This window comes from Arthrobacter sp. NPDC058127 (genome assembly GCF_042884555.1).
GTDB lineage: Bacteria > Actinomycetota > Actinomycetes > Actinomycetales > Micrococcaceae > Arthrobacter.
Window position 1 is genome coordinate 1 of the sequence record NZ_JBHVTT010000026.1, and the last position, 25166, is coordinate 25166.

Consider the following 25166-nt stretch of genomic DNA (forward strand, 5'->3'; position numbering starts at 1 on the left):
GTGATACCCACCCTGATCATCTACCTCGTGCTGCAGCGCCAATTCGTGGCCGGTCTCACGCTCGGTTCCAGCAAAGGATAAAACGCATGGCAATGAAGGCCGGTACGAGTTCGGCTGGCTGGACAGGATCCTGGACCTGCTCCACGCCAACGGCATCAGTGTGGATCTTGCGAACGCGAGTGCCTCTCCGCCGCCGTGGTTCAGCCGGAAGTACCCCGATTCGCTCCCGGTGGATGCCGACGGCGTCCGGCAAAGTTAGGGTTCCCGGCAAGCCTTCGCGGCGTGCTCGCCCGACTATCGTCGGGCGGCAGCAGCCCTGACGACGGCGATCGTCGAGCCGCGTTCGGCGCCAGCGCAGGCATGAGCGGCGCGGGCACCGGCGTCGACGGCTCGCCCGCGGTAACCCGCCGGGCGGGATCCGCCGGACGCGGTGGAGCCGGTCCTTGGCTCCGGCCCCCTGAAGACGTGGAGATCGTCCGCCGCAGCAATGGGGCCAAGGACTGGACCTTCGTCATCAACCACAGCGCCCAGGACGTGGAGGTGGCGCTCGACGGCGTCGAGCTTCTCAGCGTTACCGCCACCGGGGGTACGCTGAACGTTACTGCAGGAGGTGTCGCCGTCGTGCGGCTGCACCGTCCCTCTACCCCTGAATCGAGGTCATCATGCTTGCCGACGCACGACGTTCCGCCATCGTTGACGCGGTGACGCGCCAGCGTATTGTCCGAGTCGCCGAACTTGCCGGGTTGTTAGATGTATCTCCGATGACGATTCGGCGCGATATTGAACTGCTGGACGAGGCCGGACTGCTGGTGAAGGTCCATGGCGGAGCCAAAGTGTCCGGTATGTCCAGCACTCACGAGCCCGGTTTCGAGCTTAAATCCACCCAGGCCCTGGCAGAGAAGGAAGCCATTGCTGCCGAGGCCGCCTCGCGCGTCCAAGAAGGCATGGCGATAGGGCTGAGCGCCGGTACCACCACGTGGACGCTGGCCAGGCTACTCACCAGGCGCAAGTCTCTGACCATCGTGACCAACTCGGTTCGGATCGCCGACGTCTTCCACTCAAGCCATGCACGGTCGACCGTAATTCTTACCGGAGGCCAGCGGACACCCTCGGACGCTCTGGTGGGTCCCGTCGCCACGGCCGCGATCAAACAGTTGCACCTGGACATGCTCTTCCTCGGTGTTCACGGGATGGACGAAAACGCGGGTTTCACCACGCCCAACCTGCTCGAGGCCGAGATGGACCGGGCCATGGCGGCTGCTTCGCGTGAAGTAGTGGTACTGGCGGACCGCAGCAAGTGGGGAATCCTGGGAATCAGCACCATTGCGGCCTTGGAGGATGTCGACGAAGTAATCTGCGACGACCGACTCGGTACCGACGCTCAACACGTTCTGAGGGAGCGAGTCGGCCGGGTCACACTGGTTCGCGCCCTGCAGCGAGAAACTGCCTGACTCCGGATCGTGATGCACGAGCATATCTGACAACTCCTCTCCTCGTCCTGCGCATGTGATCCGGAGGACCGGCCTAAGCCATGCGGCATCGGCGATCATCAGCTATGAACGACACTTGGGGTGCCCGAGAGGGGAGCGGGGTGTTCTGTCCTGCAGGAGCCGGAGCTTGCGCACCAAAAAGGAGAGTGCGTCCCGGTCCATGATGACCTGGACGCGCCTCTCGTCTTTCAACTCAGTGTCAGGCGGTCGGGGCTTCTCCGGCATGGACTTCCTGGAGTGCTTCGACCTCTGCGATTTGTCTGAACAACGCGCGTACTGAGACCAGGGCCGCAATGGAGCCTAATCCGACCCAAAGTGCCGGGGCATAGACTGTCAGGCTCGCCGTCGCCCATGTCATCAGGGCAGGGGTGGACCCAGCAAACACGATAGCCGCGAGGTTGTAGCTTACGGCAAGCCCTGTGGAGCGCACCGGCACAGGAAAGGCCTTGGGCAGCACGGAGGGGGCAACCCCGACGAAAGCTGCAACATTCGCGCACAAGAGAGTGTGAACGACCAAGAGCACCGGAAGGGTCGGCTGGGAGTGCAACCACAACATGCACAGAGTCGGCATGACCAGCATCGCAATGGAGCTGCCGATTATCAGGTTCTTCGGCCCGGTGCTGTCCGCCATCCGGCCGGCCGTGATACAGCCCAACACGAGCACGACGTTGCCGATCAATGATGCGAGGAAGGACTCCTGCTAGGTGAACCTGAGCCCCACCGCGGCCGACTGGTAGTAGGTCGGCAGGTAGATGACGAACGCGTATACGCACACGGTCCACATCACTGAGAAAAGAAACGCAGTGATCAGCCATCGCGGATGTTTGGCGAACAGCTGGACTAGCGGATTGCGTCCTCCGGTGCTCTGGGCTCGACGGGATTCAAAGTCGCCGGTTTCCGGTAGTTTGTGTCGAATGTAGAACCCGACCGGCACGATCAAGAGGCCGAGAATGAAGGGAATTCTCCATGCCCACTCGTTCACGGTTGATGCCGGGAACACGCTGGTGATGGTGAACCCGACCACCGCCGAAATCAGATTTGAGATACCCATGGATGCCTGCAGCCACGAGCTGTAAAGTCCTTGGCGGCCCTTTGGTGCGTGTTCGATCATGAACGCAGCCGCGCCGCCGATCTCGCCGCCGGCAGAGAACCCCTGAAAAAGTCGACCGACGAGCAGCAGTAGCGGCGCCGCTATGCCAATGAAGACCATCGGCGGGGCCATAGCAATCACCAGGGTGCCTAAGCCAATGGTTGCGATTGACAGCATGAGTGCGGCTTTACGTCCGACGCGGTCGCCGTACATCCCGATCAGTACGGCGCCGAGCGGGCGCGCGACAAACCCAGCACCGAACACTATGAACGTGTTGATCAGGGCTGTCGTCGGATCGTTTTCGTGAAAGAAGTTATTCGCGATGTAAGTGGCGAAGAATGCGTAGACCGAGAAGTCATACCACTCCATGGCGTTCCCGAAAGAGGCCGCAACAACCGCGCGCCTCCCTACTGACGTATCACTTGAGACAGAAATTGCCATGTTCCGAATCCTTTTGCGTAGTCTTTCTCCATATGCCAACGCCGCTGGCAACGACTCCGGTCCTTCTCACCCTGGTGCCGTGAGGCCGGATGGAAGCCGATTAGCTCCAGTAAGCGGCTCTGAAGCCCCAAAATCGGAGGGCATTCCCACAGATCGAGAATCGTCGCGCGGTGATGTGTCAGGGAAGAAACGGCCCTGTTTCGTCCCCTGGTACGGGGGTTGAATAGCTCGACCGATCGTTGCGCGTTTGGTGGGGACCGGCCGGACTCTCGCAATGCTTGGCTGTACCCATCCGTTCACCCTTCACCCATGTCTGCACGGCGGGCTCCAGACCGAACTGTCTGTTAAAGCGGCAACGGAAGATCGCCAAAGCTGCGAAGCAGCACCCAGGTAACGGATCCGCCCCCTTCGCTGGGCATCATGCTTCCTTCGGAGACAAATCGCGGATTTTTCGCGTCGGTGGTGGGCGCCCACCACCCGTTGGTCGGGCAGTGCTCTCCTGTCCGGGTGGTGGTTGCGCTGGAAATCCTCCTGGGGTGCGCCTTTTCGTAGGCGGTGCGTTTCTTCATGGAAGCGTCTCTCGTCTGTGTTGACAGTCCGGCGGCTCTTAGGATCCGCTAGGGAACGTTGGAGTGGCGTTGGCAGGGCGGGCTTTTTCGTACCAGGAGGTGTATTGCAGGGTCTCGAGGTCCGCGAATCGGCGGCCGGAGATCTGCAGGCCGATCGGCCTCCCGTCTGAGGTGAACCCGCAGTTTACGCTGGACGCTGGCTGCCCCGACATGTTGTACGGCAGCGTGAAGGAAATGTGTGCCATGCCGGCGTCGTCGTGTCCCCAAGGCATGGGCCAGTCGGCGGGGAACGCTGCCACAGACGCGACGGGAGAGAGGACGGCGTCGAACGGCTGAGTGGCGTCCACCGTGGCTCGGCGTAGATCGGCGATCGAATCGAAGTACTCAAGTGCCTTCCGTCCGGACACGTCCGCGCCTCCGTGTACCCAGGTGGCGATGAACGGCAGCACCCGGGTTTTGGCCTCGGGGGTCAGGTCAACGTAGCTGCGCCAGAATCGCACGCGCCAGAAGGCGTCCATGTTCTCGAGGTAGCGCTCGTTCATGAATGGCTTCAGTTCCACCACCTCGGCCCCGGCGTCGGAGAAGAGGTCGGCTGCCCGGGAAACCGCGGCGCGGACTTCCGGATCCACCGGCATCCCTGCACCGGGCTCAAGGTGGAGAGCTATTCGCTTGCCCCGGACGTCGACGTCGAGCTCGTCCCAGGGCAGCTTTTCGGGCGGGAGAGAGGTGTAGTCGCGGACGTCTGGGCGGGAAAGGACCGACATGGCGAGGGCGACGTCCTCGACGGACCGGGCTAGCGGGCCGGCAGCGCGGCCGAGGTATGGATTGTCGATCGGGACTCGTCCGTCGCTGGGTTTGAGGGTGGCCAGGCCAAGCCATGTGGCGGGAAGGCGGACGGACCCGCCGATATCGGTACCGATGTGGATGGAGCCGAATCCGGCTGCGGCGGCGGCGCCGGCGCCTCCGCTTGAACCGCCGACCGTCCAATCCGGGTTCCAGGGGCTCCGGGTCACGCCGTGCAGGCTGGAGACGCCGGAGGACAGCATGCCCCAATCGGGCATGGTGGTGGATCCAACGATGACCCCGCCAGCCTCGAGGATGCGGTCAACCACGGGCGAATTCCTGACCGGCATGACGGGATCGCTGCTGGCCGTTCCCGCCCGTGCGGCAATGCCGACGCGGTAGAGGTTTTCTTTCACCGTGCAGGGCACGCCGTCGATCGGGCCCAACGGTTCACCGCGTCGCCAACGGGCCTCGCTCGCGGCGGCGTCGGCGAGGACCTGCTCCGGATCGAGGTTGCTGAAGGCATTGATGGCGGGGTTGTTCGCCTCGATGTCTTCAAGGACACCGCGCGCAACGTCCACCGGGGAAACAGCCCCTCCGGCGTAGGCGCGGACGAGTTCAGCGCCTGCCAGTTCCTGGCTTGGTGCTGCTGTGGTGGTTGCGTCAATCATGGCCTCTCCTGCGTGTGTCGAATCGTGGGTGTCGCCTCGAGGAGTGAACGCGTGTAGTCACTTCTGGGGTTTTCGTAGATGTCGCGGGTTGAGCCCTGTTCAACGATCTCGCCTCGTTGCATGACGGCTACCTGGTCGCACAGGTACCGGACAACATGCAGATCGTGCGAAACGAAGATCAGTGTCAGCTCGTATTCCTGGACCAAGTCGGCGAGGAGGTTCAGTACCTGGGCCCGGACCGAAACGTCGAGGGCGCTGACAGGCTCGTCCGCGACCAGGATGCGTGGACGGCAAGCCAGAGCCCGTGCGATCGAGATGCGCTGGCGCTGCCCTCCCGAGAACTGGTGCGGATAGCGGTCCACCGCGTCCTTTGGCAGTCCGACGGCGGCAACCATCTCCGCGACCAGGTCCCGCTGCTCCTTCTTGCCCATGCCGACGCCTGACTGCAAGTTCGCCGCATTCAGGAGCGGTTCGGCAATGATGTCGCCTACTGCCATCCGGGGGTTGAGCGACCCCATAGGGTCCTGGAAGACGATCTGCAGGTTCCGGCGCATTTCGGCGAGGTCGGCCTTGCGGGCGCCGTTCAGGCGCCGCCCGACGACGTCGATGTTTCCAGAGGTGGGTACGTCAAGGCCCGACAGGATGCGCAGGAGCGTCGATTTGCCGGAGCCGGACTCTCCCACGATGCCGAACCGCTGCCCTGCCTCGATCTGGAAGGAAACGCCCTTCAGGGCGTCGACGGTCTGCGCGGGGGCAAAGAGCGAAGTGCGGCCGCGCCTGTATTGCTTGGTGATGTTTTCCGCCTTCACCACGACGGTGGGCGTCTCAGGGAATGGCGGCTCGGTCGCCTGTTCCATGGAAGCGGCGGCGGGATCCTCCGTCCGGTCCATCCGTTGGACGGAACGGCCAGGAACGTAGGATCCCGCCGTCGAAACCGTGAACAGTCGGCCGGACTCGTCCGTCGCATCCAGGTCGGAGGCAGCGAGCAGGCCGCGCGTGTACGGATGTTCCGGCCGCGTGAAGACGCGATCGATGGGGCCCTCCTCCACCACGACACCCTTGTTCATGACCAAGACGCGTTCACACGTCTCGCCGACCACGGCGAGGTCGTGGGTGATGAAGAGCAGGCCGGTGTCGCGCTTGGAAACGGTCTCCAGCACGAGGTTCAGCACCTGCTTCTGCACGGTCACGTCCAAGGCGGTGGTGGGCTCGTCGCAGACCAGGAGGGCGGGGTCGTTGGCGAGTGCGATGGCCAGGACCACGCGCTGCCGCTGCCCGCCGGACAGCTGGTGGGGGTAGGCGCGGGCGGTCTCGGCCGGGGTGGGGAGCCCGACATCGGCAAGAAGCTCGATTGCCCGGCGTTCGGCCGAGGGCCGGTTGGGTTGTGTGGCGTGGATGGTCATCGCTTCGGCAATCTGCCGGCCCACGCGCATGAGCGGGTTCAGTGCGGTCATGGGTTCTTGGAACACCATGGCCATGTTGCGGCCGCGGAGTCGGGCCGCTTGGGCTTCCCCGAGGCCGACGAGGTTCCGCTCGTCGCCGTCGATCCTCACAATGCCCCTTGCGGAGAGCGTTTCGGGTAGCAGGCCCATGACCGCGAGAGAGGTCAAGGACTTGCCGGATCCTGATTCTCCGATCAGGCCGACGCGCTCACCCTTGTCGATCCGGAACTGCAGGCTGTCAACAAGTACGTGGTCGGCGCTGGAGATAGTGAGCCCTGAAACTTCGAGGGCGGGCCGTCCTTCGCGCTCCCTCACGGAAGGCAGTGATGTGGCGATGGATGTCATCTGGTCCTCAGCTTCGGGTCGAATCGGTCGCGGAGCCCGTCGCCGAGCAGGTTGAATCCCAGGACGGCGATGGCGATGGCGAGGCCGGGGATCACTGCGAGGTAGTCGTGGCTTCCGAGGAACTGCTGGGAGTCCTGCAGCATGCGTCCCCAGGACGGGGTGGGCGGCTTGGTGCCCAGTCCCAGGAAGGACAGCCCGGCCTCGGCGAGCACGGCCGTGGCGAAGTTCACCGAGCACTGCACCACGATCATGCCGCTGATGTTGGGGAGCACGTGCCGGATGGCGATGGCGAACCCGGAGCGGTTGGCAGCGCGGGCCGCGAACACATAGTCCGTTTTCATGATCTGGAGCGTTCCGGCACGGGCAACCCGGGCGAACGCCGGGGCCGCGCCGATGCCTAGGGCGATCATTGCCGTGTAGGTGTCAGTGCCGAAAACGGCGCCGAAAACAATGGCCAGAAGAAGACCGGGAAAGGCCATGACCACGTCGCTGCCTCCCATGATGAGGGTCCCCAGCCGCTTGGCCCGCATCCCGGCGAGGATGCCGAGGGGAACCCCGATGACGGCGGCGATCGCAACAGCCACTGTCCCCACCAGCAGGGTGATCCGTGCCCCCACCATGATTCCGGAGAGCAGATCACGGCCGTAGCGGTCTGTGCCGAAAGGGTGCTCGGGGCCGGGAAGGAGGAGGCGGTCGCCGGCGACGGATCGGACAGGATCATACGGCGTCCAGACCAGCGATACCAGTGCCGCGACGGCAACTAGGGCGATCAGCGCGCAGCCGATAATTAGCTCCGTGTTGGTGCCGGAGAGAAGCCGACGAATGCCCCCAGTGGAAGCCGGTCCCCTTCTCGCCGGGGCGGCCGGCTCTGTTTTGACCGGCGGAATTGTGGTGGTCATGAAGCCCTCCGGAGTCTCGGGTCAACCACGGTGAAGGCGAGGTCAACAAGGAAGTTGATCAGGACGATGGCGATGACAAGTACGACGACGACTGCCTGGACCGCGAGCAAGTCCCGGTTGCCGACAGAGTCAACCAGGTAGCTTCCCAGGCCGGGAATGCTGAAGACACGTTCAATGACGACCGCGCCGATCAGCAGACCCGCCAGCTGCACGCCCACCACGGTGAGTACCGGGATGCCGGCGTTCCGCAGGCCGTGGCGGACCAGCGCCGCCCCGGCGGTGAGACCCTTGGACCGGGCAGTCCGAAGGAAGTCCTCGCGCATAATCTCCATGACCGCGGACCGCACATACCGGGTGAGGATGGATGCCTGAACGGAACCCAGGGCCACGGCAGGCAGAACGAGGTGGTTGAGGAACTCCGGGCCGTCGCCGGGGGCTGCCCATCCGCCCGAAGGGAACCAGCCAAGGTTGATCGCAAAGAACGCCACTAGAAGAATGCCGACGAGAAAGCTGGGTACTGCCACCCCAATCTGCGAAACCCCGGAAATCAGTACTCCCGAGGCGTCCTTGTGCTTCATGGCGGACAAGGTTCCCAAGGGAATGGCAACAATGAGCGCGATGAGCATGGCGGCCCCCACCAGGATCAGCGTTACCTGGAGGCGGTCCAGGACGGTTGCGGAGATGTTCTCCTGGCTCACGTATGAGGTACCGAAGTCACCCCGCAGCAGGCCGCCCAGCCAGTCGAAGTACTGGGCGACGACGGATGTGTTGGTCCCATGCTCGCTGCGCCAGGCGTCAAGCTGGTCCGGTGTTGCTTCGATCCCGAGGGCGACCGTGGCCGGATCTCCCGGCATGATGCGCAGGAGCAGGAAGACCACCACGGTTGAAACGAGCACGGTGGCGATGAAGTTGCCAATCAGTGTGAAGAGTCGGAAGGCCACGGCCACCCCCTTTCGTAGTTAGTGGATGGGATCAGGACGTCCAGTTCAGGCCCTGCAGGACGAGGGACTCGGTGACGGCGTTTGCCGCGATGCCCTGCAGCTTGGAGTTGGCTACCACGACGTTGGGGAAGAGGAAGAGAGGAACGGAGGCAACGTCCTCCGCGGTCTTCTTCGCAACTTCCCTCATACCTTGGATCCACTGCTCGGTGGTTCCCTTGTCGGCAGCGGCGGCGATCGGAGCGATGGTGGTGTTGTCGTAGCCGATGTAGTACTTCGGGTTGTTGAAGGTGGCCAGAATGTCCCGCGGTTCGACTGCCAGGATGACGGACATCTGGAAATCGTGCTTTGTGAAGACCTTGTCCAGCCACACGGCGGGGAACTCATCGGTGGTGATGGTGGCTTTGATGCCCACCTCGGCCAGCTGGGACACAACCACCTCGGAGACGGCCTTGGCGTAAGGGCGTGTAGGGACGTCGAAGGCGATCGATAGATTCTCCGCCCCGGCGTCCTTAAGCAGCTTCTTGGCCTTTTGGGGGTCGTGCGGGTAGAGGCCGGTCAGATCCTCGTAGTACGGGTCCGTGGGCGGGACCATGGCCCCGATCCGCTTGCCGTTTCCGGCCCATGCCGTATCTATGATGGCCTGTGGATCCAGCGCATAAGCAATCGCCTGGCGTACGCGCACATCATTGAACGGCGCGGCCTTGTTGTTCAAGGAGAGCAGGACCTCACCGTTGGAGGAACCCTGCATCACCTGGAACTTCTTGTCCGCTTTGAATTGGGAGATCAGATCGGGAGCCTGCATGTTGAAGAGCATGTCGACGTCACCGGCCCGCAGTGCGTTGGTGCTCGCGACGGCATCGGCAAAGTAACGGAACCGTACATCCGTGACCTTGGGCTTCTCGCCCCAGTACTTGTCGCGGGCCGTAAGGCTGATGTGGTCGCCCTGAACTCGTTCGGTGATGGTGTAAGGCCCGGTGCCAATCGGCTCAGATGCCAGTTTGGCGACTCCGCTTGGATCAAACATCAGGCCGACGGTACCGGTCATGTCGAAGAGCCATGAGTTGCTCGGGGCCTTCAGGACCACTTTTGCCTCCGTGGGAGAGACGACCTCCACGTGGTCCAACGCGGACATCTTGGACTGGTTGATCTTCCAGCTCGTCGCGATGCGTTCCAGGGAGAACTTCACATCATCTGCGGTGAACGCCTGGCCGTTGGAGAAGGTGACGCCCGGCCGGAGCTTGAAGTCGTAGGTGGTGCGGTCCTCGCTGACGGTCCACGAGGAGGCGAGCCTCGGCTGGACCTTGCCGTCCTGGTCCAGGGTGACGAGGCCTTCATAGACGTTGTTCATGAGGACCTGCGGGATCGCGGAACCAGCAGTGGCTGTGAGGTCGAAGTTAGCTGGTTCGCCCGTGAGTCCAATTTTGACGGACGGTGCGTGTGTTCCTCCACTTGAGGAAGACGAGCCGGAACCTGCGCTACATGCAGCGAGGGCGATCACGGCTGCGGTGGCTGTTGCAGCGGCGGCAATGCGTTTGACGATTGTGGACACTTTCGCGCCTCCAGAGGTGAGGGATGCGGACAGGGGAGAATGAAGAACAAATAGCTTCGTACTGGTCGGCGGAGCGTACTGGTCTGGCCAGTAGATTGAAGACTATGATCGGTAGTACGCGAGTATCAAGAGCGGAAACAAAGATTTAACCTTTGGTTCCACGGCTAACGAAGGAAGGCTCATGACATTCACCCCCGTTCAGAAGGTCAGCGCATACGAGTCGATCGTCGGGCAGGTTGAGGGCGCGGTAGCAAGCGGCGAACTAAAGCCCGGAGACCGTCTGCCCAGTGAGCGCCAGCTCATGGCCGACTTTTCGGTCAGCCGCGCCACCGTGCGGGAAGCCCTTCGTGTCCTTCAGTCGAACGACATCATCGAGTCTCGCCCGGGTGATCCCCGCGGACCCGTGGTCATGCCGTATTCGCCACGCGTACTGGAAAAGGAAATGTCGCGGCTGGCGCATCTGGAAAGCATCTCCAGGGTGGAACTGCTTCAGTTCAGGCTCCTGCTCGAGGGCCATTCCTGCATGCTGGCGGCACTCCACCGAAGCGAAGAGGACCTCGCACTCATCGAACAGGCGGCCAGTGGGCTGGAGGAAATCGCCGACGTCGAGGGCAGCCCGTTTGGCCAGCACGTCGATAGCTTCCATGCCTCCATCCGCCGCGCCTCCGGCAACACGCTCATCGAAGTCTGCGGGAACGTAGTGGGAGGGATCATGGCCGATCTGGTAGACCGGCGTTTGTCCGCGGACCTCGACCGCCGATCCCGGCTCAGGCAGAGCGCACGCGATGCCGCGCTTCTGGTGGATGCGATCCGCAAACAGGATTCCAAGGCGGCCGCGACGATCGCGGTCAACAACATCTACCGCTACTACGCTGACGACCTCGATGCCGCAGAGAAGGAGGCCCTAGCGGCTTTCGTGGATCTTCCGTAAAGCGTGCGGTCGCGGCGCCCCTCGCCCTCCGACGCTCGCTCACATATATCCCCTTTTCCGGCGACGCTCGCTCACATATCGCGTCAAGGCGCCCAAAGTGAGCGAGCCTCTACTACCCCCGCAGCCGGTGCAGCATGAGTGCCACGTGCAGCGAGGTCCGTGATTCCGCGTCCTCCAGATCCACCGCCAGGAGATCCTCCAGCTTGGCCAGACGGGCGTACAGGGTCGGGCGGCTCAGGTATCCGCCGCGTGCCATGGCCGCCTTGTTGCCTCCGGATTCCAGATACCGGCCGAGCAGCTCCAGGTAACCGGGCCTGCCTTCGACTTCGGCCTGCAGCACGGCCGCGAGCTCGGATTCCACGAACTGCTGGACCCGGGGATCACTGCGGATCAGGGTCAGGAGGCCGCGGAGCCGGATGTCCGTGGCGCGGTAGTACGGTTTGCCTGGCTCGCGGAGGGTGGCCGCTGTTTCGGCAACGTGCGCGGCCTCGTCGATTCCGGCCGCCGCTTCCAGAAGCGAGGAGCGGCAGCGCCCGACGCCGATGGTCCAGTGCGGGGCGAAGTCGCCGCCGTGGGCGTGCAGTGCGCCGGCCAGGCGCTGCAGCGCGGTTTCCTCGAGCTGCCGTGCCGGGAGGGCAAGGATCATTCCCACCGAGCCTGAGTGGATGCTGGCCGTCAATCCGCTGCTGGCCGTGGATTTCAGTGCCCTGGCCAGCGTTTCCAGCAAGACGCGTGCCTCTTGCTGACTTGCCAAGGGGTCGCCGGGAAAGGGGGCCGCGGCGGGAAGCTCCGTCCGGAACACCAAGGGAAGGTAGTACGGCGATCGTTTCAAGCCCAGCGCGCCGGCGCGTGCGAGGGCTTCTGCCTCGCTCAGTCCGCGCGGCTGGCGAAGCGCGTTGAGCAGGCCGGACTGTGCCTGTTGGGTAAGTTCGCGCTGGTCCCGTTCGGCAAGGCGGTTGATGGCGAGGGTTTGCGCGGCCCGCTCAAGGACCATGACCGCCATGTCGTCGTCACCTCCGGCGCGCTGGGGCACCGGAACCACCAAGCGTCCCCAGAGCTGCTGACGCACACCGACCGGGACCTGCAGCCATCCCTCGGCGCCAACCCGCTGCTTTGCCGAACCATGGGCCTGCGCCGGCGAAGGGGTGGTCCGTGATCTCCGCTCCCAGTCGTCCAGCAGTTCCGTGGTTGCCACGTTGCGTGCGGAATAGGCAAGGACGAGATGTTGCAGGTCCTCCAGCACCACCGGCGCACCGATCATCGACCTGGCAAGCCAGCGGCAGCGAAATCCGGTCAAAAGCCGACGCGGCACAAACCAAACGCGACCGTCGTCCTCGGGGAATCTTCTTTGGCCGATGGCGTGTCCCTTGGCGGAGGAGGGGAAATAGCCGGCGCCCACCCTGGGCGGGGGATGGCTGGGCCGTTCCGGTCGGTAACGCTCTGGCGACCACTAGAATCGTGTTCCGGGTGCGACCCTGGTCCGTTTCCGGCGCCTGTTGGCTTGGTGGCTGAGCGCCCGGTGCCGCGGGGACCGTGGGACTGATGCCATTGACAGCGGCCGGAAGGCGGTTGTGATCGAAATTCTCTACCGACTGTGCGCGGGTTTGAACGTCTCCAAACGCGCCCCGCCAGCAGGCGAAGCCAAGACGAATCCCCAGTCGGGTTTTGACGTAGTTTCAGTGCAGGCCTGTCGTGCTCGTGAAGCTTGCTGAGCCACCCCGCCCGGTTGACATGGTCCAGTGAAGGTCAGGAGGTCTTCTTGGATGTCCGGAGCTGGGCTGGCATCGGGAAGGGAAGCGTGAAGTGCAGCTGGGGTGCATCCACGACGCTCCAGTCGTCCTTCATTACTTTGATTGCCTGCGGCGAGACCTCGGTTAGGCGCACCGAAAACCAGCGTCCATCGTCGAGCAGGAGCTCGTACGGCTCAGCGAGATACCCTATGCCCGCTGTATCGAGCGCCTCTTCGGCGGTCAGCCAATCGACGACATCTGTCCGCGTCCGGCCGAGCAAATCCACCGCCACGAAGCCATCGTTCTCGATCACGACCCATCCGAGAAGCTCGTGGTCTCCATGGCGGCGGTGCTCGATCCAATCAGGGTTCATTGTCTCAGCCTAACCTCCGCCCGTTTGTCGTTCCTCTTGCGCCAACGGCACCAAAAAGAGATGTGAAAGCCGGGCCGCCCGCCATATCGCCCCGGCTCGAGCCGAAGCGGGTGTATCTGCTTCTGTGTGAGCTGTGACGAGTCCTAGGTGCGACAGGTTGATGAATGTTCGGCGATCCCACGGCGTTCAAAGCTCACCAAGACCGAGCCGCGAGTAGCGAATGGGGAGCGCCGCAGCCGGGACCGAGCGGCTCTACACGATCGGGGGCCCTTGACCGAAGTTCGTAGGGTGACCTGAATTACGGATCTCCGGCGGGTATCGGTCGCTTTGGGTGCGAACTGGGTGGATACACTGATAGCCGAGGAGGTGTGTGCCATGAGCGACAAAGACGGTCTTTCTGCCAATGAGCTGCTTGATGCGCTCAAGGCACTGGCCAATCCCGTGCGCCTGCAGATCATGGATTGGCTCCGTGACCCGGTGGCCGAGTTCGCCGAATATGATCCCATCGCCGACCGGATCGAGGTCGGTGTCTGTGTCAGCCACATCCAGGCCAAGAGTGGCCTTGCCCAATCGACGGTCTCCTCCTACATGACCACCCTGGAACGTGCCGGGCTGGTCCAATCCACCCGGGTGGGCAAGTGGACCCACTACCGGCGCAACGAAATCCTCCTGCGCCGCGTGGGGGACAGGGTGGCGGGCAAAGCCTAGCCACATATCGATATATCGCGATTTGTAGATATGATGAGCGGGTGAGCAAGCAAACTGACACCCGCGCCTCGGCGCTCATCATCCACGCCCACCCCGAGACTGATTCGTTTTCCACCGCCCAGGCGCACACCGCGGCCGAGTCCCTGCGGGCGCAGGGTTACGCCGTCGAGTTCATCGACCTGTACGCAAGGCACTGGGAGCCGGTCCTGGACAGGGGCGAGTTCGTGCCGTTCGAGGGGCCGTTCAAGCCGCAGCGCGAGCAATGGAATGCCGTGAAGGACGGAACCCTGCCGGCAGACGTCCGCTCCGATCTGGACGCCGTGTTCCGCGCCGACCTGCTCGTGCTGTCGTTCCCGCTGTGGTGGTTCTCCCTGCCGGCGATTCTCAAAGGCTGGATGGACCGGGTCTTCGTCATGGGCGCCGTCAGCGGCGGGGACTTTGGCGCCTTCGAGCAGGCGGCTTTGACCGGGCGGCGAGCCCTGGTGCTGGCCACGACCGGTGGCTCGGCCGACGCCTTCGCCCCCGACGGTGCCTTCGGTGACATCAACGATTTCCTCTTCCACATCCACCGCGGAATGTTCGAGTTCGTCGGCTACGACGCCCTTGAACCCATCATCACCTACGGCCCGGCCCATCTGGACGATGAGTTGCGGACAGAAGCGCTCCACCAGGTACGCCACGCTGTCAGCAACCTTAACGACCGCCCGCTGGCGGCTTCAAGGCGTTACCGCGACCTGACCGCCACCCGATAACCACTCACTAACCAGTCAGCGGACAGTGCAAATTCGCGTCCGCAGCTCAACTGCGCCCATCCGGGCTTTCCGGATACCTCTCCAGAAAGGGATAGACCACCATGACCGCGAATACTTTGCTCGCGACCAGGGCGACGGAACGGCTTACCGTCCGCCAGCGCCTGGCCGTCGCCGTGCTGCTCACGGCGAACTTCACCCTCGCCGTGGACTTCTCCGTCCTCAACGTCGCCCTGCCGCGCATCGGCCGCGACCTCGGTTTCACCACCGCCAACCTGCAATGGATCGTCACCGCGTTCGCCCTGTGCGCGGCCGGGTTCACCCTGTTCTTCGGCCGTGTTGCCGACCTGTTCGGCCGCAAGCGCCTGTTCATTCTCGGCATCGTCCTGCTCGGAGCCTCCTCCCTTGTTGCCGGCCTCGCCGCGGAACCTGTGCTGCTGCTGACCGCCCGGGTCGGGCAGGGCATCGCCACCGCCATGGTCACCCCGGCAGCCCTGTCGCTGCTCACCACGATGTTCGCCGAGGGGCCGGCCCGCGCCCGCATTCTCGGCCTCAGCGGCGCCCTCATGGCCGCAGGATTCACCACCGGTGCCGCCCTCGGCGGTGTCCTCGCCGGCCTGGTGAGCTGGAGGTGGGCCTTCTTCATCAACGTCGTCGTCGCCCTCTTTGTCCTCGCCACCGCACCGTTCGCACTGACAGACAAGCCCGCCGAACGCCGCCCCCGCCTCGACACTCCCGGTGCGATCACGGTCACAGTTGCCCTGGTTGCCCTTGTCTTCGGCATCACTACCGCCGGTGAGGCCGGATGGGCCGAACCGCTCGCCTGGGGGTCGATCCTCGCAGCCTTGATCCTGTTCGCGGTCTTCCTGCGGATCGAGTCCAGCGTCGCCGAACCACTCGTTGCTCCGGCGCTGCTGAAGCGCCGCAACATCGCCTGGGGCAACTTCGCCGGGCTCCTGGCGTTCGCGACCGAAACCTCATTGGTGTTCCCGCTCACGCTCTACCTGCAGGAAACCCTCGGATTCAACGCCGTCACCGCTGGCCTGATCTTCGCCTGGCTCGGCGTCGGGACCGTCCTGGGCGGACTCATCGCTCCGAAAGTCATCGGAAAGACCAACTCCAAGAACGCAATCGTCATCGGCTTCATCGTCCAAGGCGCAGCGACCCTCCCGCTCGCGTTTGTCTCGGACAACCAGGCCTGGGTCATTCCGCTACTGGCCGTCACGTTCATCGGCGGGGTGGCTAACCTTGTCGCTATTGTCGGCTACGCCGTCGCCTCCACCACCGGTGTCCCGGCCGATCAGCAGGGCCTCGCCACCGGTCTGATCACCATGAGCCAGCAGGTCGGCATCACCCTCGGCACGCCGGTCATGTCGGCAATCGTCACCGCCTTCGCCGCCTCCACGCTCCTTCCCGGACTCCAGGCCGCAATCGGCATCAACGCGGTCATCTGCCTCGCCTCCGCCGTCGTGGTCGCGCTCTTCCTGCGACTGCCAGCCAGCAGCAAAGCCGCCGCCTGAGGACACCACCGAGCGCAGGATCGGGTGGCCGCCAGTCCTCGACTGTCATGAATCGAGCATGACAAGTAGTGGGACTGGTTCATCTGGGATGACGCCGGCTGCTCAAGTAGATCCGCCCTCCAGGACGCCAAAGCGTGCCAAGGCTCATTGCACAGTGCCAGTCGAGCGGGTAAAGCCTGCTGTGGGACTGATGTGGAGCGGCGGGGCCGAGACCCCGAATTGCCGTCATGCCCTGCGTTCTCCTGCTTGCGCTGCGGTGAGCCCTGGTTCCGATACGGTGTGGACTGTTGACCTGGAACGTTGGAGTTTGTCCGTGTGAAATCGGACTGCCTGAAGTCCGGCGCCGGCGAGGAACAGGAGGGCTGCACCGAGGAGGGCAGGGGTGTGGATGGTGATCCCGGTGACTGTCGCTCCGCCCGCTGCTCCCGTGGCGATGCCGGTGTTGAAGGCAACGACTGCGGCTCCGGAGGCCAGCGCCCGGTGGCCCGCGGCGCGCTCCAGCATCTCCGTCTGGATCAGGGTCGGGAGCAGACCGAAGCAGATCCCGGCCAGCGATGCGGCCATGATGGTTGTTGCCGGCCCGGGGGTGAGGGCTGCAACCGCCAGGATGATGGCTTCGGCGGTGATGACGGCAGTTGCACGTTGCAAACGGTGCCGGCCGGCGATGGTGCCCGATAAGGCGGTTGAGATGATGACCGCCGCTCCGTAGGCGCCGAGGGCCAGAGGCGCCGGTACGGCGTCGGCGGTAGCTGCCGGGGCGAGGAAGGTGTAATACGAGAAGTGCCCGGCCAAGGCCAGGGCGAATGTCACGGACAGCCAGAAGATGCCTCGGGCTGGCCTTCTTGCGTGTTCCTCCCTACTGCCCTGTTCTTGAGGCACCGGACGGGGTGCGAAGAGGATGGATGCGAGAACGCCGATGGCGGATAATGCGATCGGTATCCGCCAGTTCAGGGTGGCCAGGGCCTCGGAGACGGGAACACCGACGGCCAGCGCGAAACCGTTGCCCAGCAGTACTCTGGCGACGGCCTTGCCGGTGTTTTGCTGTGCAGATGCAGCCGCAAGCGCGAGAACGAGGGGAAAGAAGGCGCCGTGGGCGGCCCCGTGCAGGGCGCGCAGGACTAGATAGGCGGGCAGATCGGGTGCCGCGGCAGTGGCCAAGCCCAGGGCCGTGAAGATCGCGCCGGCAAGGATAGTGGCTTTGCGTAGCTCGAATCGTTGCGCAAAGCCGGCCAGGGGCAGCGCGAGGATTGCCGTGCTCAGGGCGTAAAGGCTGGAGCCTGCGGCTGCGGATCCGATGTCGGTGCTCAGTGCGGTGGCGATGTGCGTGAGGGCGCCGGCGGGTGCCATTTCGACAGTGACTGCGAAGAAGACGGCCAGGGGCAAGGCCACGGTTGCCCGCAGCCTCGCTCCCAGGGTGTCAGATGGCACGTTCGGCCTCGGGAAGTTCCGGTATCCGGGCTGGCAGCACCCGGGTGACGTGCCCGGGGTAGGTGCGGATACTGAGGACCTGGGTGGTTGTTGTCGCGGTAAGGGTGGCTAATTGCAGGGCGGGGGCGAGCAGCAGGCTCCCGGCTGCCAGGGTTTCCCCGGAGAAGGTGGCTGTTCCGGAGAGCAGGAGCAGCGCTTCGTGGACTCCATGGGTGCCCAGTCGAAGTTCCTGGCCGGGGGCGAGGGTCCAGTGTTCGATGGCTTCCGTTTCGCTGTGCAGCATGCCGCGGCGGATCAGGCAGCTCCAGTAGTCGTCAGTGTCGATGGTGCTGATGATCATGGCCGGGCGATCCGCAGCTCGACGGTGAACAGTTCGCCGCCGGTTTCCGGTGTGAACGTGGCCGTGGCACCGGCAGGGACCAGGAACGCGGTGGGGGCTTCGATGCGTGCCGTGGAGCCGGGGAAGGCGAGTTCGGCCGCTCCCTGGTTGAGGAACCCGGCGATTTCGGTGGCTTCCTCCCCGAAGGTGAGCGCTTGTCCGGTGGTGAGGGTGTGGCGTTCGACGGCGGTGAGCGGGCCGTCGAAGATTCCCTTCGTGTCGATTCTTGGTGCCGTGTTGAGGTCGAAGATCTTTGCGGGCATGGGTGCGGTCTCCGTGTGGTCGGTGCGGTTCAGGGCATTCTCGGTGCGGGGGGTGAGCGTCTCGATGACCCACCAGTTCAGGGTGGTGTTCCCGGTGTTGCGCAGGCCGTGGATGTTCCCGGGCGTGGTGAGGGCGAGTGTGCCCTGGCTGACGGGGTGCCCGACGCCGTTGAGGAAGAATTCTCCGTTCCCGTCCAGGATGAGGTAGATCTCCTCGGTGCGGGTGTGGCGGTGTTCGCCGGAGACTGCCCCGGGCGGTAGGGTTGCCCACTCGACTGCCTCTGTCGGGGAGGCCAGTTCGCGGCGAGTGTAGAAGGCTTTCCAGCCGGTCTGGCCTTCCGCGCCGTGGACGCCGAGAACGGTGGAATGCCGAGCCGGGGTGCGCGGCCTGGGCGGGGCGCTTGTCAGGATGTTCATGCGGCGGCACCCTCGAACTGGGCTGCCGATGCCAGGATCTCCAGGGCCGCGGCGATGTCCGCGGGGGTGAGGTCGTTGACGAACACGGCAGCCCCGATGCCGACCGGGAGGGGGAGCCGCTGGAGGCCGTTGCGGTGCCGGGTCGTGTCGGCAAGGCCTTCGAGCAGGTTTTCGGCTGTCATGGCCCGGTGGGCTACCGGCAGGCCGAGCTTGCCCATGACGGTGAACACCCGACGGGCCTGTTCTGCGGAGACGAGGCCGCGGTGGACGCTGATGGCGGTGGTCAGTGCCATGTCGAGGCAGACGGCTTCCCCGTGCAGGAGTTCGGGAAGGGCTTTCATTTCGACGGTCGGAGAGAAGCTGTGGCCGTAGTCGACCAGTCGTTCAAGGGTCTGCTCCCACAGGTTGGGTTCGAGTTCTTCGAGCATGCCGGCGATGGCCCGGTCGATGATTTGCTGCTCGGCATCGCTATGTTGCTGGAACCGGCCGGTGAGGGCCGAGGCGCCGTGTTCCTCCAGCAGGGAGAAAAGGTCCCGGTCTTTGATGAGTGCGATCTTGAGGATCTCGGCGAGCCCGTTGGAGAGGTGCCGGGCGCCGAGCGTGGCCAGGAACGAGGTGTCCAGGAGACTGCGTGAGGCTGCGAAGTAGGTGCCGATCTTGTTCTTGCCCGTCTGGAAGTTCACCCCGGTTTTGACACCGACGCTGGCATCGACGATGCCGATCAGGGTGGTGGGGACCCGGACGAAAGGAGTGTTTCGGCGGTAGATGCTGCAGGCGAAACCAACGATGTCGGTCAGGACGCCGCCGCCAATCGCGATTACCGGTTCACGCCGGCGGTCCAGTTTGAAGGACTCGATCGCTTCGAGGACGGTCTCGACGGCGACCCAGCGTTTGTTGCTTTCCCCGTGGGGCAGGACGAGGATCCGGTGTTCGGTGAGGTTGGCTTCGGCGTAGGCTCGGATCTTTTCTCCGTAAAGGGCATCTACGGTGGTGTCGGTGACGATGAGGCGGCGGGTACCGTGTTCGCCGTCGATGAGGGTCGGGTTGGCCGGGTCGAGGATGTTGAAGGTCGTTTCGACGCGGTAGTTCACGTCCTGTTGTGCAGAGACGGTCCAAGATCGGTTGTTCGTGGTCATGTCAGGCCTCTCGTGTGGTGGAACGTCGGGTGGTGCCGAAGGGGTTCAGAGTCCGGAGGGCATTGTTGGCGGGTGTTTCGATCAGCCGCCAGAGCAGCCACGCGGCTGCCAGGCTCACGACGAAGGACGCAACGATGACCCCGGCGGCAGGTAAAGGCTGCAACGGGTCGGGGCCCAGGATGGCCCGTGTCGCGGTCAGGATGATGTCGTGGACCATGTAGAAAGCGAAGGAGAGCTCTCCGAGCCGCACGGCGGCCGGTGAAGCAAGGATCCTTGGTGGTGCCGGTTCCTGTGCGGCCGCGATGACAAGCACGGCGACCGGCAGAACGTAGGCGGAGTCCATCTGCCAGGCCAGCGGCACGAAGAGGCTGAGCGCGTATCCGGCGGCAGCGAACACGGCCGCCGGCCCCAGCGGAATCCGCGGGATGAGTCCTTCGAGGACGGCGCGGGCTGCGAGCATGCCAAGGGCGAATTCGATGAACCTGGCCGGAGGCAGTGCGTAGACGGCCCAGATCTGCGGGATGGATGCCCCATGGAGCGGGGATTGCAGGTGGTTTGCGCCGAACTCTGCCCCATAGGGGAGCATCGCGGCGACCAGGGGTGCCGCGGTGACAAGAAGCACCAGGCCGGCGCCGACGGCGAGCAGCCGTTGGCGGGGAACACGCTTCACGAGCGGAAACGCAAAAGGGAAGGCGAGGTAGAAGAACAGTTCTGCCGACAGGGACCAGCTGGGGTGGTTGATGCTGAAGAACGCCGTGTCGGCCGGGATCCAGGCTTGCAGCAGGAAAAAGTTCGCAATGGCTTCGCCGGTGCTTGCGGCCCCCAGCCCGCCGATGGCCAGGGCGGCGAAGAAGGTCACGGCATGGTTCGGCACGATTTTGGCGATGCGTCGCCAGATGAACCGTCCCGGGGTGTCTCCGGCCCTGGCCGACCAGGCCAGTACGAAGCCGGAGAGCACGAAGAAGAACGTCACGCCGAACCAGCCGCCGTTTTTCAGGATGAAGCGTAAGGGTTCAACGGCCGGTGCGTCGCCGGCAAAGAAGCGGTTCAAGCTCAGGTGAAAGGCAAAGACGAGCAAAGCGGCGTAGAAGCGCAACCCCGTCAGGGCATCGAGGCGGCGGACGCCCCCCGGTGCCGGGGCTGTTGTTTCAGACAAGAGGGATGCTCTGGGCATGGGTGAACACTCCTTTCGGGTCGTAGGTGGCGCGTGCGCGCTTTAGGCGGGGCAGGTTGTCCTTGTAGTAGAGCTGGAACGCGCTCAGTCCCGAGATGTTCCAGGCACGGACGTTGAGGTCAACGTCGGCGTAGTTCACGAAGGCGCCGTCGGCGTTCTCGTTCGGGGCGGGCACGCCTCCGGTGACGGCGAACATGTTCCGGTAGGTGGTACGGGTCCAGGCGACGTTGGCGTCATCGTCCTCCGGGTTGTCCCAGATGGAGACGACCTGGAACTTGATGATCGAGTCACGCTGCGGGACGGCGGTCGCCGCCGCGGAGACCTGGTTCACGGCGCCGCCGTAGGAGGCGATCATCAGCAGGGCAGTCGGGTTGGAGATAGCGGGATCGTTCAAGCCTCGGTAGGCGGCAGAAATGGCATCCGGGGTGTAGCTGCGGCGAAGATAAGCCGATTTGCCTTTGAAGCGGCGGGTCGAGTCCGGGCCGGTGAACCCGCTCCACTGGGTTGCCTGCAGCCAGGGAACAAGCCTGTGTTGGACAACCTTTGGCTCAGGGAGTCCGGCCGAGACGGCGGCGAGGTAGCGGTCAAGGACACCGGTCGCGTCGGGTGCCGCCGCGTCGACGATGGTGTCCATCGTGATCGAGCCATTGGAGCGGTGCCAGGTTTTCAGCTGGGCGAACAGTTTGGCTTCCGGGGTCCCGGGAGCGGAGTTGGCTTCGTGCCAGCGACCGTGGTTGTTCAGCAGGCGGGTGAACGCGGCCTCGTCAATGGAGGCCCAGTCCCACGCCACGGTGCTGAGCCAGACGTGACGGGGCGGGGCGGGCAAGGCCTTTTCGGGCTGGTCGCCGCTGACTGAGGGGGACCGCAGCCAGTACCGTGTGGCGATGCCGAAGTTCCCTCCGCCGCCGCCGGTGTGTGCCCACCACAGCTCGTGGTGCGGGTCCCGAGGGTCGCGGGTGCCGCGGCTGACCGTGACGGTCCCGTCCGCCTGGACGTGGACGGTTTCGACCGCAAGCAGGTGGTCCACGACAAGTCCGTCGCGGCGGTTCATGCTCCCGTAGCCGCCACCGGCGATGTGGCCGCCAGCCCCGACAGTGGGGCAGTTCCCTGCCGGGGCGTACACGCCCCACTGCTTGTACAGCAACTGGTAGACGAGACCCAGTTGCGCGCCTGCCCCGACTTCGAACGCTTTCATCTCCGGATCCCAGTGCACCTGGTCCATCGCGGAAAGGTCAATGATCGCCTTGACGTCGCCGTTGGCAACGAAGCCTTCGTAGCAGTGCCCGCCACTGCGGGCCGAGGGGCGGAGCCCCAGGCCCAGGACGGTGCGCAGTTCCTGGGCGACTTCATCGGTGGTCGTGGGAAAGGCGATCCTTTGGGCGGCGCCTCTCCAGCGCAGGTTGGTGCCTTGCAGCAGGTCCTCGTACTGTTCCGATCCGGCGGTGATCACGCGGTACGGGGTGCGGGCTGTTCCGGAAGGCGCGGCGCTGGCGCCTGCTGCGATGCTGCTCAGGGCGAAGGCGCCTGCGAGAGCGCCCCCGGCCCCGAGGAAGGTGCGGCGGGAAGAAGTGGTGGTGCTCATGCGAACGCTCCGATCGTCATCGGCGTCCGGCGCGCGGTGGAGCCGGCTTCATACGGAAGGGTTCCGTCGGGCATGTTGATCAGTTCGAGCTGCAGACCGAACGGCGAGTCAAGGTACACCCACCGGTCCCCGGCAATCGGGCCCTCTGTGATGGTTTCCGGCCTCCCTCGCGGGACGTACCGGGTGGCCACGGGCAGGGACGCCACGGAGGCATCGATGTCGTCGGCGTGGAATGCCACGTGGTGCCCACCCGCGTCACTGTTCGCCGGACGGGGCGCGGGGGAGTAGCCGTGAAGGACCGCCAGGGGCGCGCCGTGGTCCCCTGCCAGCACGATTCCCGAGGCTCCGAAAGCCGTCACTGCCTCCACCTCGAGCAGACCGAAGGTCCCGGTGAGTTCGGTGAGTGCCCTGTGGTGGTCGTACCGGTTCAGACAGACCGCACCGAGAAGCTGCTCCCCGGGACCATGCTGGATGGCCAGATGGATACCGGAGGGCAGGGTCACCTCGTAGCCGGGCGCGGGGTGCTCGACGGGGCGCACCACCGCGTCCTCGTTGAACAGCCGCGAAATGATCCGCTCCGGCGCCGGGGTCCGCAGCAGCAGGAAGAACGTCCCTGCCGTGCCTGGGGGCGAGGTCCAGGACCGGGGTTCGGCGCCGGCATAGTCGAACAGTTCGAGGTTGGTTCCGAGCACGTTCAGGGCGGCAACACGCAACGTGCAGCTGCCGCGCGCACCGAGCTTGGCGGCCATCCACCCGGGTTCAGGGTCCCGGATCGGGCCCTCGATATAGCAGAGGCCGGCGCCGAGCGCGTTCCTCAGGTCGTGGATCGCGTCCTCCAGCGATCCGACGGTCAGACCGAAATGGTCAATGCCGCGTGTGCGGGCACGGTTCATCATTCCCCCTATGTTTTTCGTGCAATTGGCGCCGTTGTGAGGCGGGCGCCCGCCGGATAGTGCGGGTGGTTGTCTTATAGATTGGTTCCGCCCGTGGCGTCGACGGTCTGTCCGGTGACCCAGCGGCCGTCGTCGGAGGCGAGGAACGCGACGATGCTCGCGATGTCCTCGGGCTGGCCGACACGGCCGAGTGCAGTGCTCGCGGACACGCCGTCGATGGCGTCCTGGTTGCCGCGCAGCCAGGACGCGTTGATGTCGGTGTCCACGACGCCCGGGGCCACGGCGTTGACGGTGATCCCGCGGGGTCCGAGGTGTTTGGCGAGGGTCAGGGTGAAGGCGTCGATGGCGCCCTTGGTCAGGGAGTAGCCGATGATTTCCGGGAACGCGATGCGGGTCACGCCCGAGGAGATGTTCACGATCCGGCCGCCGTCGACGATCCGCGGGAGGGCTTCCTTGACGATGAAGTACGGGGCGTTGACGTTCACGGCCTGCTGGGAGAGGAAATCCTCGCGGCTGAAGTCTTCAATCGCTCCGCGGAGGGTGACCCCGGCGTTGTTGACCAGGACCTTCAGGCGCCGGCCGATTATTCCCGCCTCCGCCGCGGCCTTGTCGAAGGAGGCCCAGAAGTCCTCCGCCGCGGTGCCGGCAGCGAGATCGGCGCGGAAAGCGAACGCCTTGCCCCCGGCGTCCTCGATGGCAGCTACCGCGGCGTCCGCGGCTTCGACGTCGCGCCCGTAGTGGATCCCGACCGTGAAGCCGTCGGCGGCGAGGCGGGAAGCAATCGCGGCACCGATTCCACGGCTGGCACCTGTCACAACAGCAATCTGGTCTTTGTTAGTTTCGCTCATGAGTGAGATACTTACATACGTGTAGCGATCACTACAAGAATTATTTCGCCCCCGGAGCTGTGAAGCTCGCCACATGCCCGCGGCGGCGGCCGGGGAGGCTGCAAGTATTGAACGGACGAAAGGGGGCGTCTGGAAACAACAGGCAAACGGAAGGACAACGATGTCAGGCAAAGCAGGTCAAGGGCGCAAATTCAATGTCGAGGATGCTTTGGAAGCGGCCACGCTGGTCTTCTGGGACCACGGATACGAAGGCGCGTCCCTCGCGGAACTGACCCACGCCATGGGCATCAACCCGCCCAGCCTGTACAAGGCTTTCGGGTCCAAGGAAGATCTGTTCTTTTCCGTCGTCGACCATTACAACGCCACCCACGGCAATTTCATGTCGATCGCCTTCGCGGAAGAAGCCACCGGTTTGGCGCTCATGCGCCGACTGCTGCTCGAAGCGGCCGACCATTACGCCTCGACCTCGTACCCGGGAGGCTGCCTGGTCATCAGCGCCGCCGTGACCGTGACCTCCGCCAACCGCCACGTCGCAGACCGCCTCGCCAAAATGCGCAACGACAACATCGCCGCCATGGCCGAAGCCCTCACCCGCGACCTGGACGCAGGGCTCATCCCGCAAAACACCGACACCAAAGCCATGGCCGCCTTTGTCGGGGCAACACTGCAAGGCATGAGCCAGCAAGCCCGCGACGGCGCCACCAAGGAAGACCTCACCCGCATCGCGAACTATGCCATCACCGCGATCGGCGCATAGCTCGGTTCAGCTTCCGGGCCGCGGAAAATTCCGGTTCATTCCGGGCCGTTGAACAGGC

Annotated in this window: 26 protein-coding genes and 1 pseudogene; 9 read left to right on the top strand and 18 right to left on the bottom strand. The window is 64.6% G+C overall.

Features of this window, described 5'->3' with window-relative positions:
* Positions 1 to 100 precede the first annotated feature (100 nt).
* From ACFVTG_RS22735 to ACFVTG_RS22745, 3 genes and pseudogenes are all read left to right on the top strand, one after another.
* A pseudogene (locus tag ACFVTG_RS22735) lies at positions 101 to 259 on the top strand (beta-galactosidase); the annotation flags it as partial.
* Positions 260 to 282: 23 nt separating this feature from the next.
* Positions 283 to 705: a Beta-galactosidase C-terminal domain gene (locus tag ACFVTG_RS22740; RefSeq protein WP_390283003.1), complete on the top strand. Its 423-nt coding sequence runs from the start codon at positions 283 to 285 to the stop codon at positions 703 to 705.
* Complete coding sequence (locus tag ACFVTG_RS22745) at positions 663 to 1451, top strand: DeoR/GlpR family DNA-binding transcription regulator (RefSeq protein ID WP_390283004.1); 789 nt, start codon at positions 663 to 665, stop codon at positions 1449 to 1451. Before ACFVTG_RS22740 ends, ACFVTG_RS22745 begins: the two co-directional genes overlap by 43 nt.
* Before the next feature lie 238 nt (positions 1452 to 1689).
* Here the strand turns inward: ACFVTG_RS22745 and ACFVTG_RS22750 are convergent, their stop codons facing one another.
* The gene (locus ACFVTG_RS22750; RefSeq protein ID WP_390283005.1) at positions 1690 to 2046 is read right to left on the bottom strand and encodes a hypothetical protein; all 357 of its coding nucleotides are present in this window, start codon (positions 2044 to 2046) and stop codon (positions 1690 to 1692) included.
* 13 nt (positions 2047 to 2059) lie between these two features.
* Between ACFVTG_RS22750 and ACFVTG_RS22755 the strand changes: the two genes are divergently transcribed.
* Positions 2060 to 2194: a hypothetical protein gene (locus ACFVTG_RS22755; RefSeq protein WP_390283006.1), complete on the top strand. Its 135-nt coding sequence runs from the start codon at positions 2060 to 2062 to the stop codon at positions 2192 to 2194.
* Here the strand turns inward: ACFVTG_RS22755 and ACFVTG_RS22760 are convergent.
* From ACFVTG_RS22760 to ACFVTG_RS22790, 7 genes are all read right to left on the bottom strand, one after another.
* A complete protein-coding gene (locus tag ACFVTG_RS22760) occupies positions 2191 to 3021 on the bottom strand; it encodes an MFS transporter (protein WP_390283007.1) in 831 nt (276 codons plus the stop codon). The two genes, ACFVTG_RS22755 and ACFVTG_RS22760, sit on opposite strands and share 4 nt — an antisense overlap.
* Before the next feature lie 344 nt (positions 3022 to 3365).
* Complete coding sequence (locus tag ACFVTG_RS22765; protein WP_390283008.1) at positions 3366 to 3590, bottom strand: hypothetical protein; 225 nt, start codon at positions 3588 to 3590, stop codon at positions 3366 to 3368.
* A gap of 38 nt (positions 3591 to 3628) precedes the next feature.
* On the bottom strand, positions 3629 to 5044 hold the full coding sequence (locus ACFVTG_RS22770) for an amidase (protein ID WP_390283009.1): 1416 nt from the start codon (positions 5042 to 5044) through the stop codon (positions 3629 to 3631).
* Positions 5041 to 6831, bottom strand: coding sequence for a dipeptide ABC transporter ATP-binding protein (locus ACFVTG_RS22775; RefSeq protein WP_390283010.1), 1791 nt, complete (start codon positions 6829 to 6831; stop codon positions 5041 to 5043). Before ACFVTG_RS22775 ends, ACFVTG_RS22770 begins: the two co-directional genes overlap by 4 nt.
* The gene (locus tag ACFVTG_RS22780; protein WP_390283011.1) at positions 6828 to 7730 is read right to left on the bottom strand and encodes an ABC transporter permease; all 903 of its coding nucleotides are present in this window, start codon (positions 7728 to 7730) and stop codon (positions 6828 to 6830) included. Before ACFVTG_RS22780 ends, ACFVTG_RS22775 begins: the two co-directional genes overlap by 4 nt.
* On the bottom strand, positions 7727 to 8671 hold the full coding sequence (locus tag ACFVTG_RS22785; protein WP_390283012.1) for an ABC transporter permease: 945 nt from the start codon (positions 8669 to 8671) through the stop codon (positions 7727 to 7729). Before ACFVTG_RS22785 ends, ACFVTG_RS22780 begins: the two co-directional genes overlap by 4 nt.
* 31 nt (positions 8672 to 8702) lie before the next feature.
* Positions 8703 to 10220, bottom strand: coding sequence for an ABC transporter substrate-binding protein (locus tag ACFVTG_RS22790; protein WP_390283013.1), 1518 nt, complete (start codon positions 10218 to 10220; stop codon positions 8703 to 8705).
* Positions 10221 to 10401: 181 nt separating this feature from the next.
* Between ACFVTG_RS22790 and ACFVTG_RS22795 the strand changes: the two genes are divergently transcribed.
* Positions 10402 to 11151, top strand: a complete 750-nt coding sequence (locus ACFVTG_RS22795; protein ID WP_390283014.1) for a FadR/GntR family transcriptional regulator — start codon at positions 10402 to 10404, stop codon at positions 11149 to 11151.
* Between the two features lie 112 nt (positions 11152 to 11263).
* Here ACFVTG_RS22795 and ACFVTG_RS22800 read toward each other — a convergent pair whose 3' ends face one another.
* Both ACFVTG_RS22800 and ACFVTG_RS22805 read right to left on the bottom strand, forming a co-directional pair.
* The gene (locus ACFVTG_RS22800; RefSeq protein ID WP_390283015.1) at positions 11264 to 12448 is read right to left on the bottom strand and encodes a PucR family transcriptional regulator; all 1185 of its coding nucleotides are present in this window, start codon (positions 12446 to 12448) and stop codon (positions 11264 to 11266) included.
* Between the two features lie 449 nt (positions 12449 to 12897).
* A complete protein-coding gene (locus tag ACFVTG_RS22805) occupies positions 12898 to 13254 on the bottom strand; it encodes a hypothetical protein (RefSeq protein ID WP_390283016.1) in 357 nt (118 codons plus the stop codon).
* Positions 13255 to 13629: 375 nt separating this feature from the next.
* On the opposite strand from ACFVTG_RS22805, the gene ACFVTG_RS22810 reads away from it, so the two are divergent.
* From ACFVTG_RS22810 to ACFVTG_RS22820, 3 genes are all read left to right on the top strand, one after another.
* Positions 13630 to 13962 carry an ArsR/SmtB family transcription factor gene (locus ACFVTG_RS22810; protein WP_390283017.1) on the top strand — a complete coding sequence of 111 codons (333 nt, stop codon included), beginning with the start codon at positions 13630 to 13632 and terminating at the stop codon, positions 13960 to 13962.
* A gap of 41 nt (positions 13963 to 14003) precedes the next feature.
* A complete protein-coding gene (locus ACFVTG_RS22815) occupies positions 14004 to 14714 on the top strand; it encodes an NAD(P)H-dependent oxidoreductase (protein ID WP_390283018.1) in 711 nt (236 codons plus the stop codon).
* A gap of 101 nt (positions 14715 to 14815) precedes the next feature.
* Entirely contained in the window at positions 14816 to 16231 is a 1416-nt protein-coding gene (locus ACFVTG_RS22820; RefSeq protein WP_390283019.1) for an MFS transporter, read from the top strand.
* A gap of 225 nt (positions 16232 to 16456) precedes the next feature.
* Here the strand turns inward: ACFVTG_RS22820 and ACFVTG_RS22825 are convergent, their stop codons facing one another.
* The 8 genes from ACFVTG_RS22825 to ACFVTG_RS22860 form a co-directional block, all read right to left on the bottom strand.
* Complete coding sequence (locus ACFVTG_RS22825; RefSeq protein ID WP_390283020.1) at positions 16457 to 17659, bottom strand: MFS transporter; 1203 nt, start codon at positions 17657 to 17659, stop codon at positions 16457 to 16459.
* A complete protein-coding gene (locus ACFVTG_RS22830; protein WP_390283021.1) occupies positions 17649 to 17999 on the bottom strand; it encodes a hypothetical protein in 351 nt (116 codons plus the stop codon). The genes ACFVTG_RS22825 and ACFVTG_RS22830 overlap by 11 nt, the downstream gene beginning before the upstream one ends.
* Positions 17996 to 18718 (bottom strand): cupin domain-containing protein, encoded by a 723-nt coding sequence (locus ACFVTG_RS22835; protein WP_390283022.1) that lies wholly within the window; start codon positions 18716 to 18718, stop codon positions 17996 to 17998. Before ACFVTG_RS22835 ends, ACFVTG_RS22830 begins: the two co-directional genes overlap by 4 nt.
* Positions 18715 to 19854 carry a sedoheptulose 7-phosphate cyclase gene (locus tag ACFVTG_RS22840; RefSeq protein ID WP_390283023.1) on the bottom strand — a complete coding sequence of 380 codons (1140 nt, stop codon included), beginning with the start codon at positions 19852 to 19854 and terminating at the stop codon, positions 18715 to 18717. The genes ACFVTG_RS22835 and ACFVTG_RS22840 overlap by 4 nt, the downstream gene beginning before the upstream one ends.
* 1 nt (position 19855) lies before the next feature.
* On the bottom strand, positions 19856 to 21028 hold the full coding sequence (locus ACFVTG_RS22845) for an acyltransferase family protein (RefSeq protein ID WP_390283024.1): 1173 nt from the start codon (positions 21026 to 21028) through the stop codon (positions 19856 to 19858).
* The gene (locus ACFVTG_RS22850) at positions 21003 to 22610 is read right to left on the bottom strand and encodes an FAD-binding oxidoreductase (protein WP_390283025.1); all 1608 of its coding nucleotides are present in this window, start codon (positions 22608 to 22610) and stop codon (positions 21003 to 21005) included. The genes ACFVTG_RS22845 and ACFVTG_RS22850 overlap by 26 nt, the downstream gene beginning before the upstream one ends.
* Complete coding sequence (locus ACFVTG_RS22855; RefSeq protein WP_390283026.1) at positions 22607 to 23506, bottom strand: hypothetical protein; 900 nt, start codon at positions 23504 to 23506, stop codon at positions 22607 to 22609. The genes ACFVTG_RS22850 and ACFVTG_RS22855 overlap by 4 nt, the downstream gene beginning before the upstream one ends.
* A gap of 71 nt (positions 23507 to 23577) precedes the next feature.
* The gene (locus ACFVTG_RS22860) at positions 23578 to 24351 is read right to left on the bottom strand and encodes an SDR family oxidoreductase (RefSeq protein WP_390283027.1); all 774 of its coding nucleotides are present in this window, start codon (positions 24349 to 24351) and stop codon (positions 23578 to 23580) included.
* A gap of 160 nt (positions 24352 to 24511) precedes the next feature.
* Between ACFVTG_RS22860 and ACFVTG_RS22865 the strand changes: the two genes are divergently transcribed.
* The gene (locus tag ACFVTG_RS22865) at positions 24512 to 25108 is read left to right on the top strand and encodes a TetR/AcrR family transcriptional regulator (protein WP_390283028.1); all 597 of its coding nucleotides are present in this window, start codon (positions 24512 to 24514) and stop codon (positions 25106 to 25108) included.
* The last annotated feature ends 58 nt before the right edge of the window (positions 25109 to 25166 follow it).

Coding starts and splice junctions, on each gene's coding strand:
- ACFVTG_RS22775 (WP_390283010.1), bottom strand. CDS start 6,831: ATGACATCCATCGCCACATCACTGCCTTCCGTGAGGGAGCGCGAAGGA.
- ACFVTG_RS22750 (WP_390283005.1), bottom strand. CDS start 2,046: ATGTTGTGGTTGCACTCCCAGCCGACCCTTCCGGTGCTCTTGGTCGTT.
- ACFVTG_RS22840 (WP_390283023.1), bottom strand. CDS start 19,854: ATGACCACGAACAACCGATCTTGGACCGTCTCTGCACAACAGGACGTG.
- ACFVTG_RS22860 (WP_390283027.1), bottom strand. CDS start 24,351: ATGAGCGAAACTAACAAAGACCAGATTGCTGTTGTGACAGGTGCCAGC.
- ACFVTG_RS22770 (WP_390283009.1), bottom strand. CDS start 5,044: ATGATTGACGCAACCACCACAGCAGCACCAAGCCAGGAACTGGCAGGC.
- ACFVTG_RS22780 (WP_390283011.1), bottom strand. CDS start 7,730: ATGACCACCACAATTCCGCCGGTCAAAACAGAGCCGGCCGCCCCGGCG.
- ACFVTG_RS22810 (WP_390283017.1), top strand. CDS start 13,630: ATGAGCGACAAAGACGGTCTTTCTGCCAATGAGCTGCTTGATGCGCTC.
- ACFVTG_RS22745 (WP_390283004.1), top strand. CDS start 663: ATGCTTGCCGACGCACGACGTTCCGCCATCGTTGACGCGGTGACGCGC.
- ACFVTG_RS22845 (WP_390283024.1), bottom strand. CDS start 21,028: ATGCCCAGAGCATCCCTCTTGTCTGAAACAACAGCCCCGGCACCGGGG.
- ACFVTG_RS22820 (WP_390283019.1), top strand. CDS start 14,816: ATGACCGCGAATACTTTGCTCGCGACCAGGGCGACGGAACGGCTTACC.
- ACFVTG_RS22795 (WP_390283014.1), top strand. CDS start 10,402: ATGACATTCACCCCCGTTCAGAAGGTCAGCGCATACGAGTCGATCGTC.
- ACFVTG_RS22830 (WP_390283021.1), bottom strand. CDS start 17,999: ATGATCATCAGCACCATCGACACTGACGACTACTGGAGCTGCCTGATC.
- ACFVTG_RS22855 (WP_390283026.1), bottom strand. CDS start 23,506: ATGATGAACCGTGCCCGCACACGCGGCATTGACCATTTCGGTCTGACC.
- ACFVTG_RS22755 (WP_390283006.1), top strand. CDS start 2,060: ATGACCAGCATCGCAATGGAGCTGCCGATTATCAGGTTCTTCGGCCCG.
- ACFVTG_RS22865 (WP_390283028.1), top strand. CDS start 24,512: ATGTCAGGCAAAGCAGGTCAAGGGCGCAAATTCAATGTCGAGGATGCT.
- ACFVTG_RS22835 (WP_390283022.1), bottom strand. CDS start 18,718: ATGAACATCCTGACAAGCGCCCCGCCCAGGCCGCGCACCCCGGCTCGG.
- ACFVTG_RS22805 (WP_390283016.1), bottom strand. CDS start 13,254: ATGAACCCTGATTGGATCGAGCACCGCCGCCATGGAGACCACGAGCTT.
- ACFVTG_RS22765 (WP_390283008.1), bottom strand. CDS start 3,590: ATGAAGAAACGCACCGCCTACGAAAAGGCGCACCCCAGGAGGATTTCC.
- ACFVTG_RS22850 (WP_390283025.1), bottom strand. CDS start 22,610: ATGAGCACCACCACTTCTTCCCGCCGCACCTTCCTCGGGGCCGGGGGC.
- ACFVTG_RS22760 (WP_390283007.1), bottom strand. CDS start 3,021: ATGGCAATTTCTGTCTCAAGTGATACGTCAGTAGGGAGGCGCGCGGTT.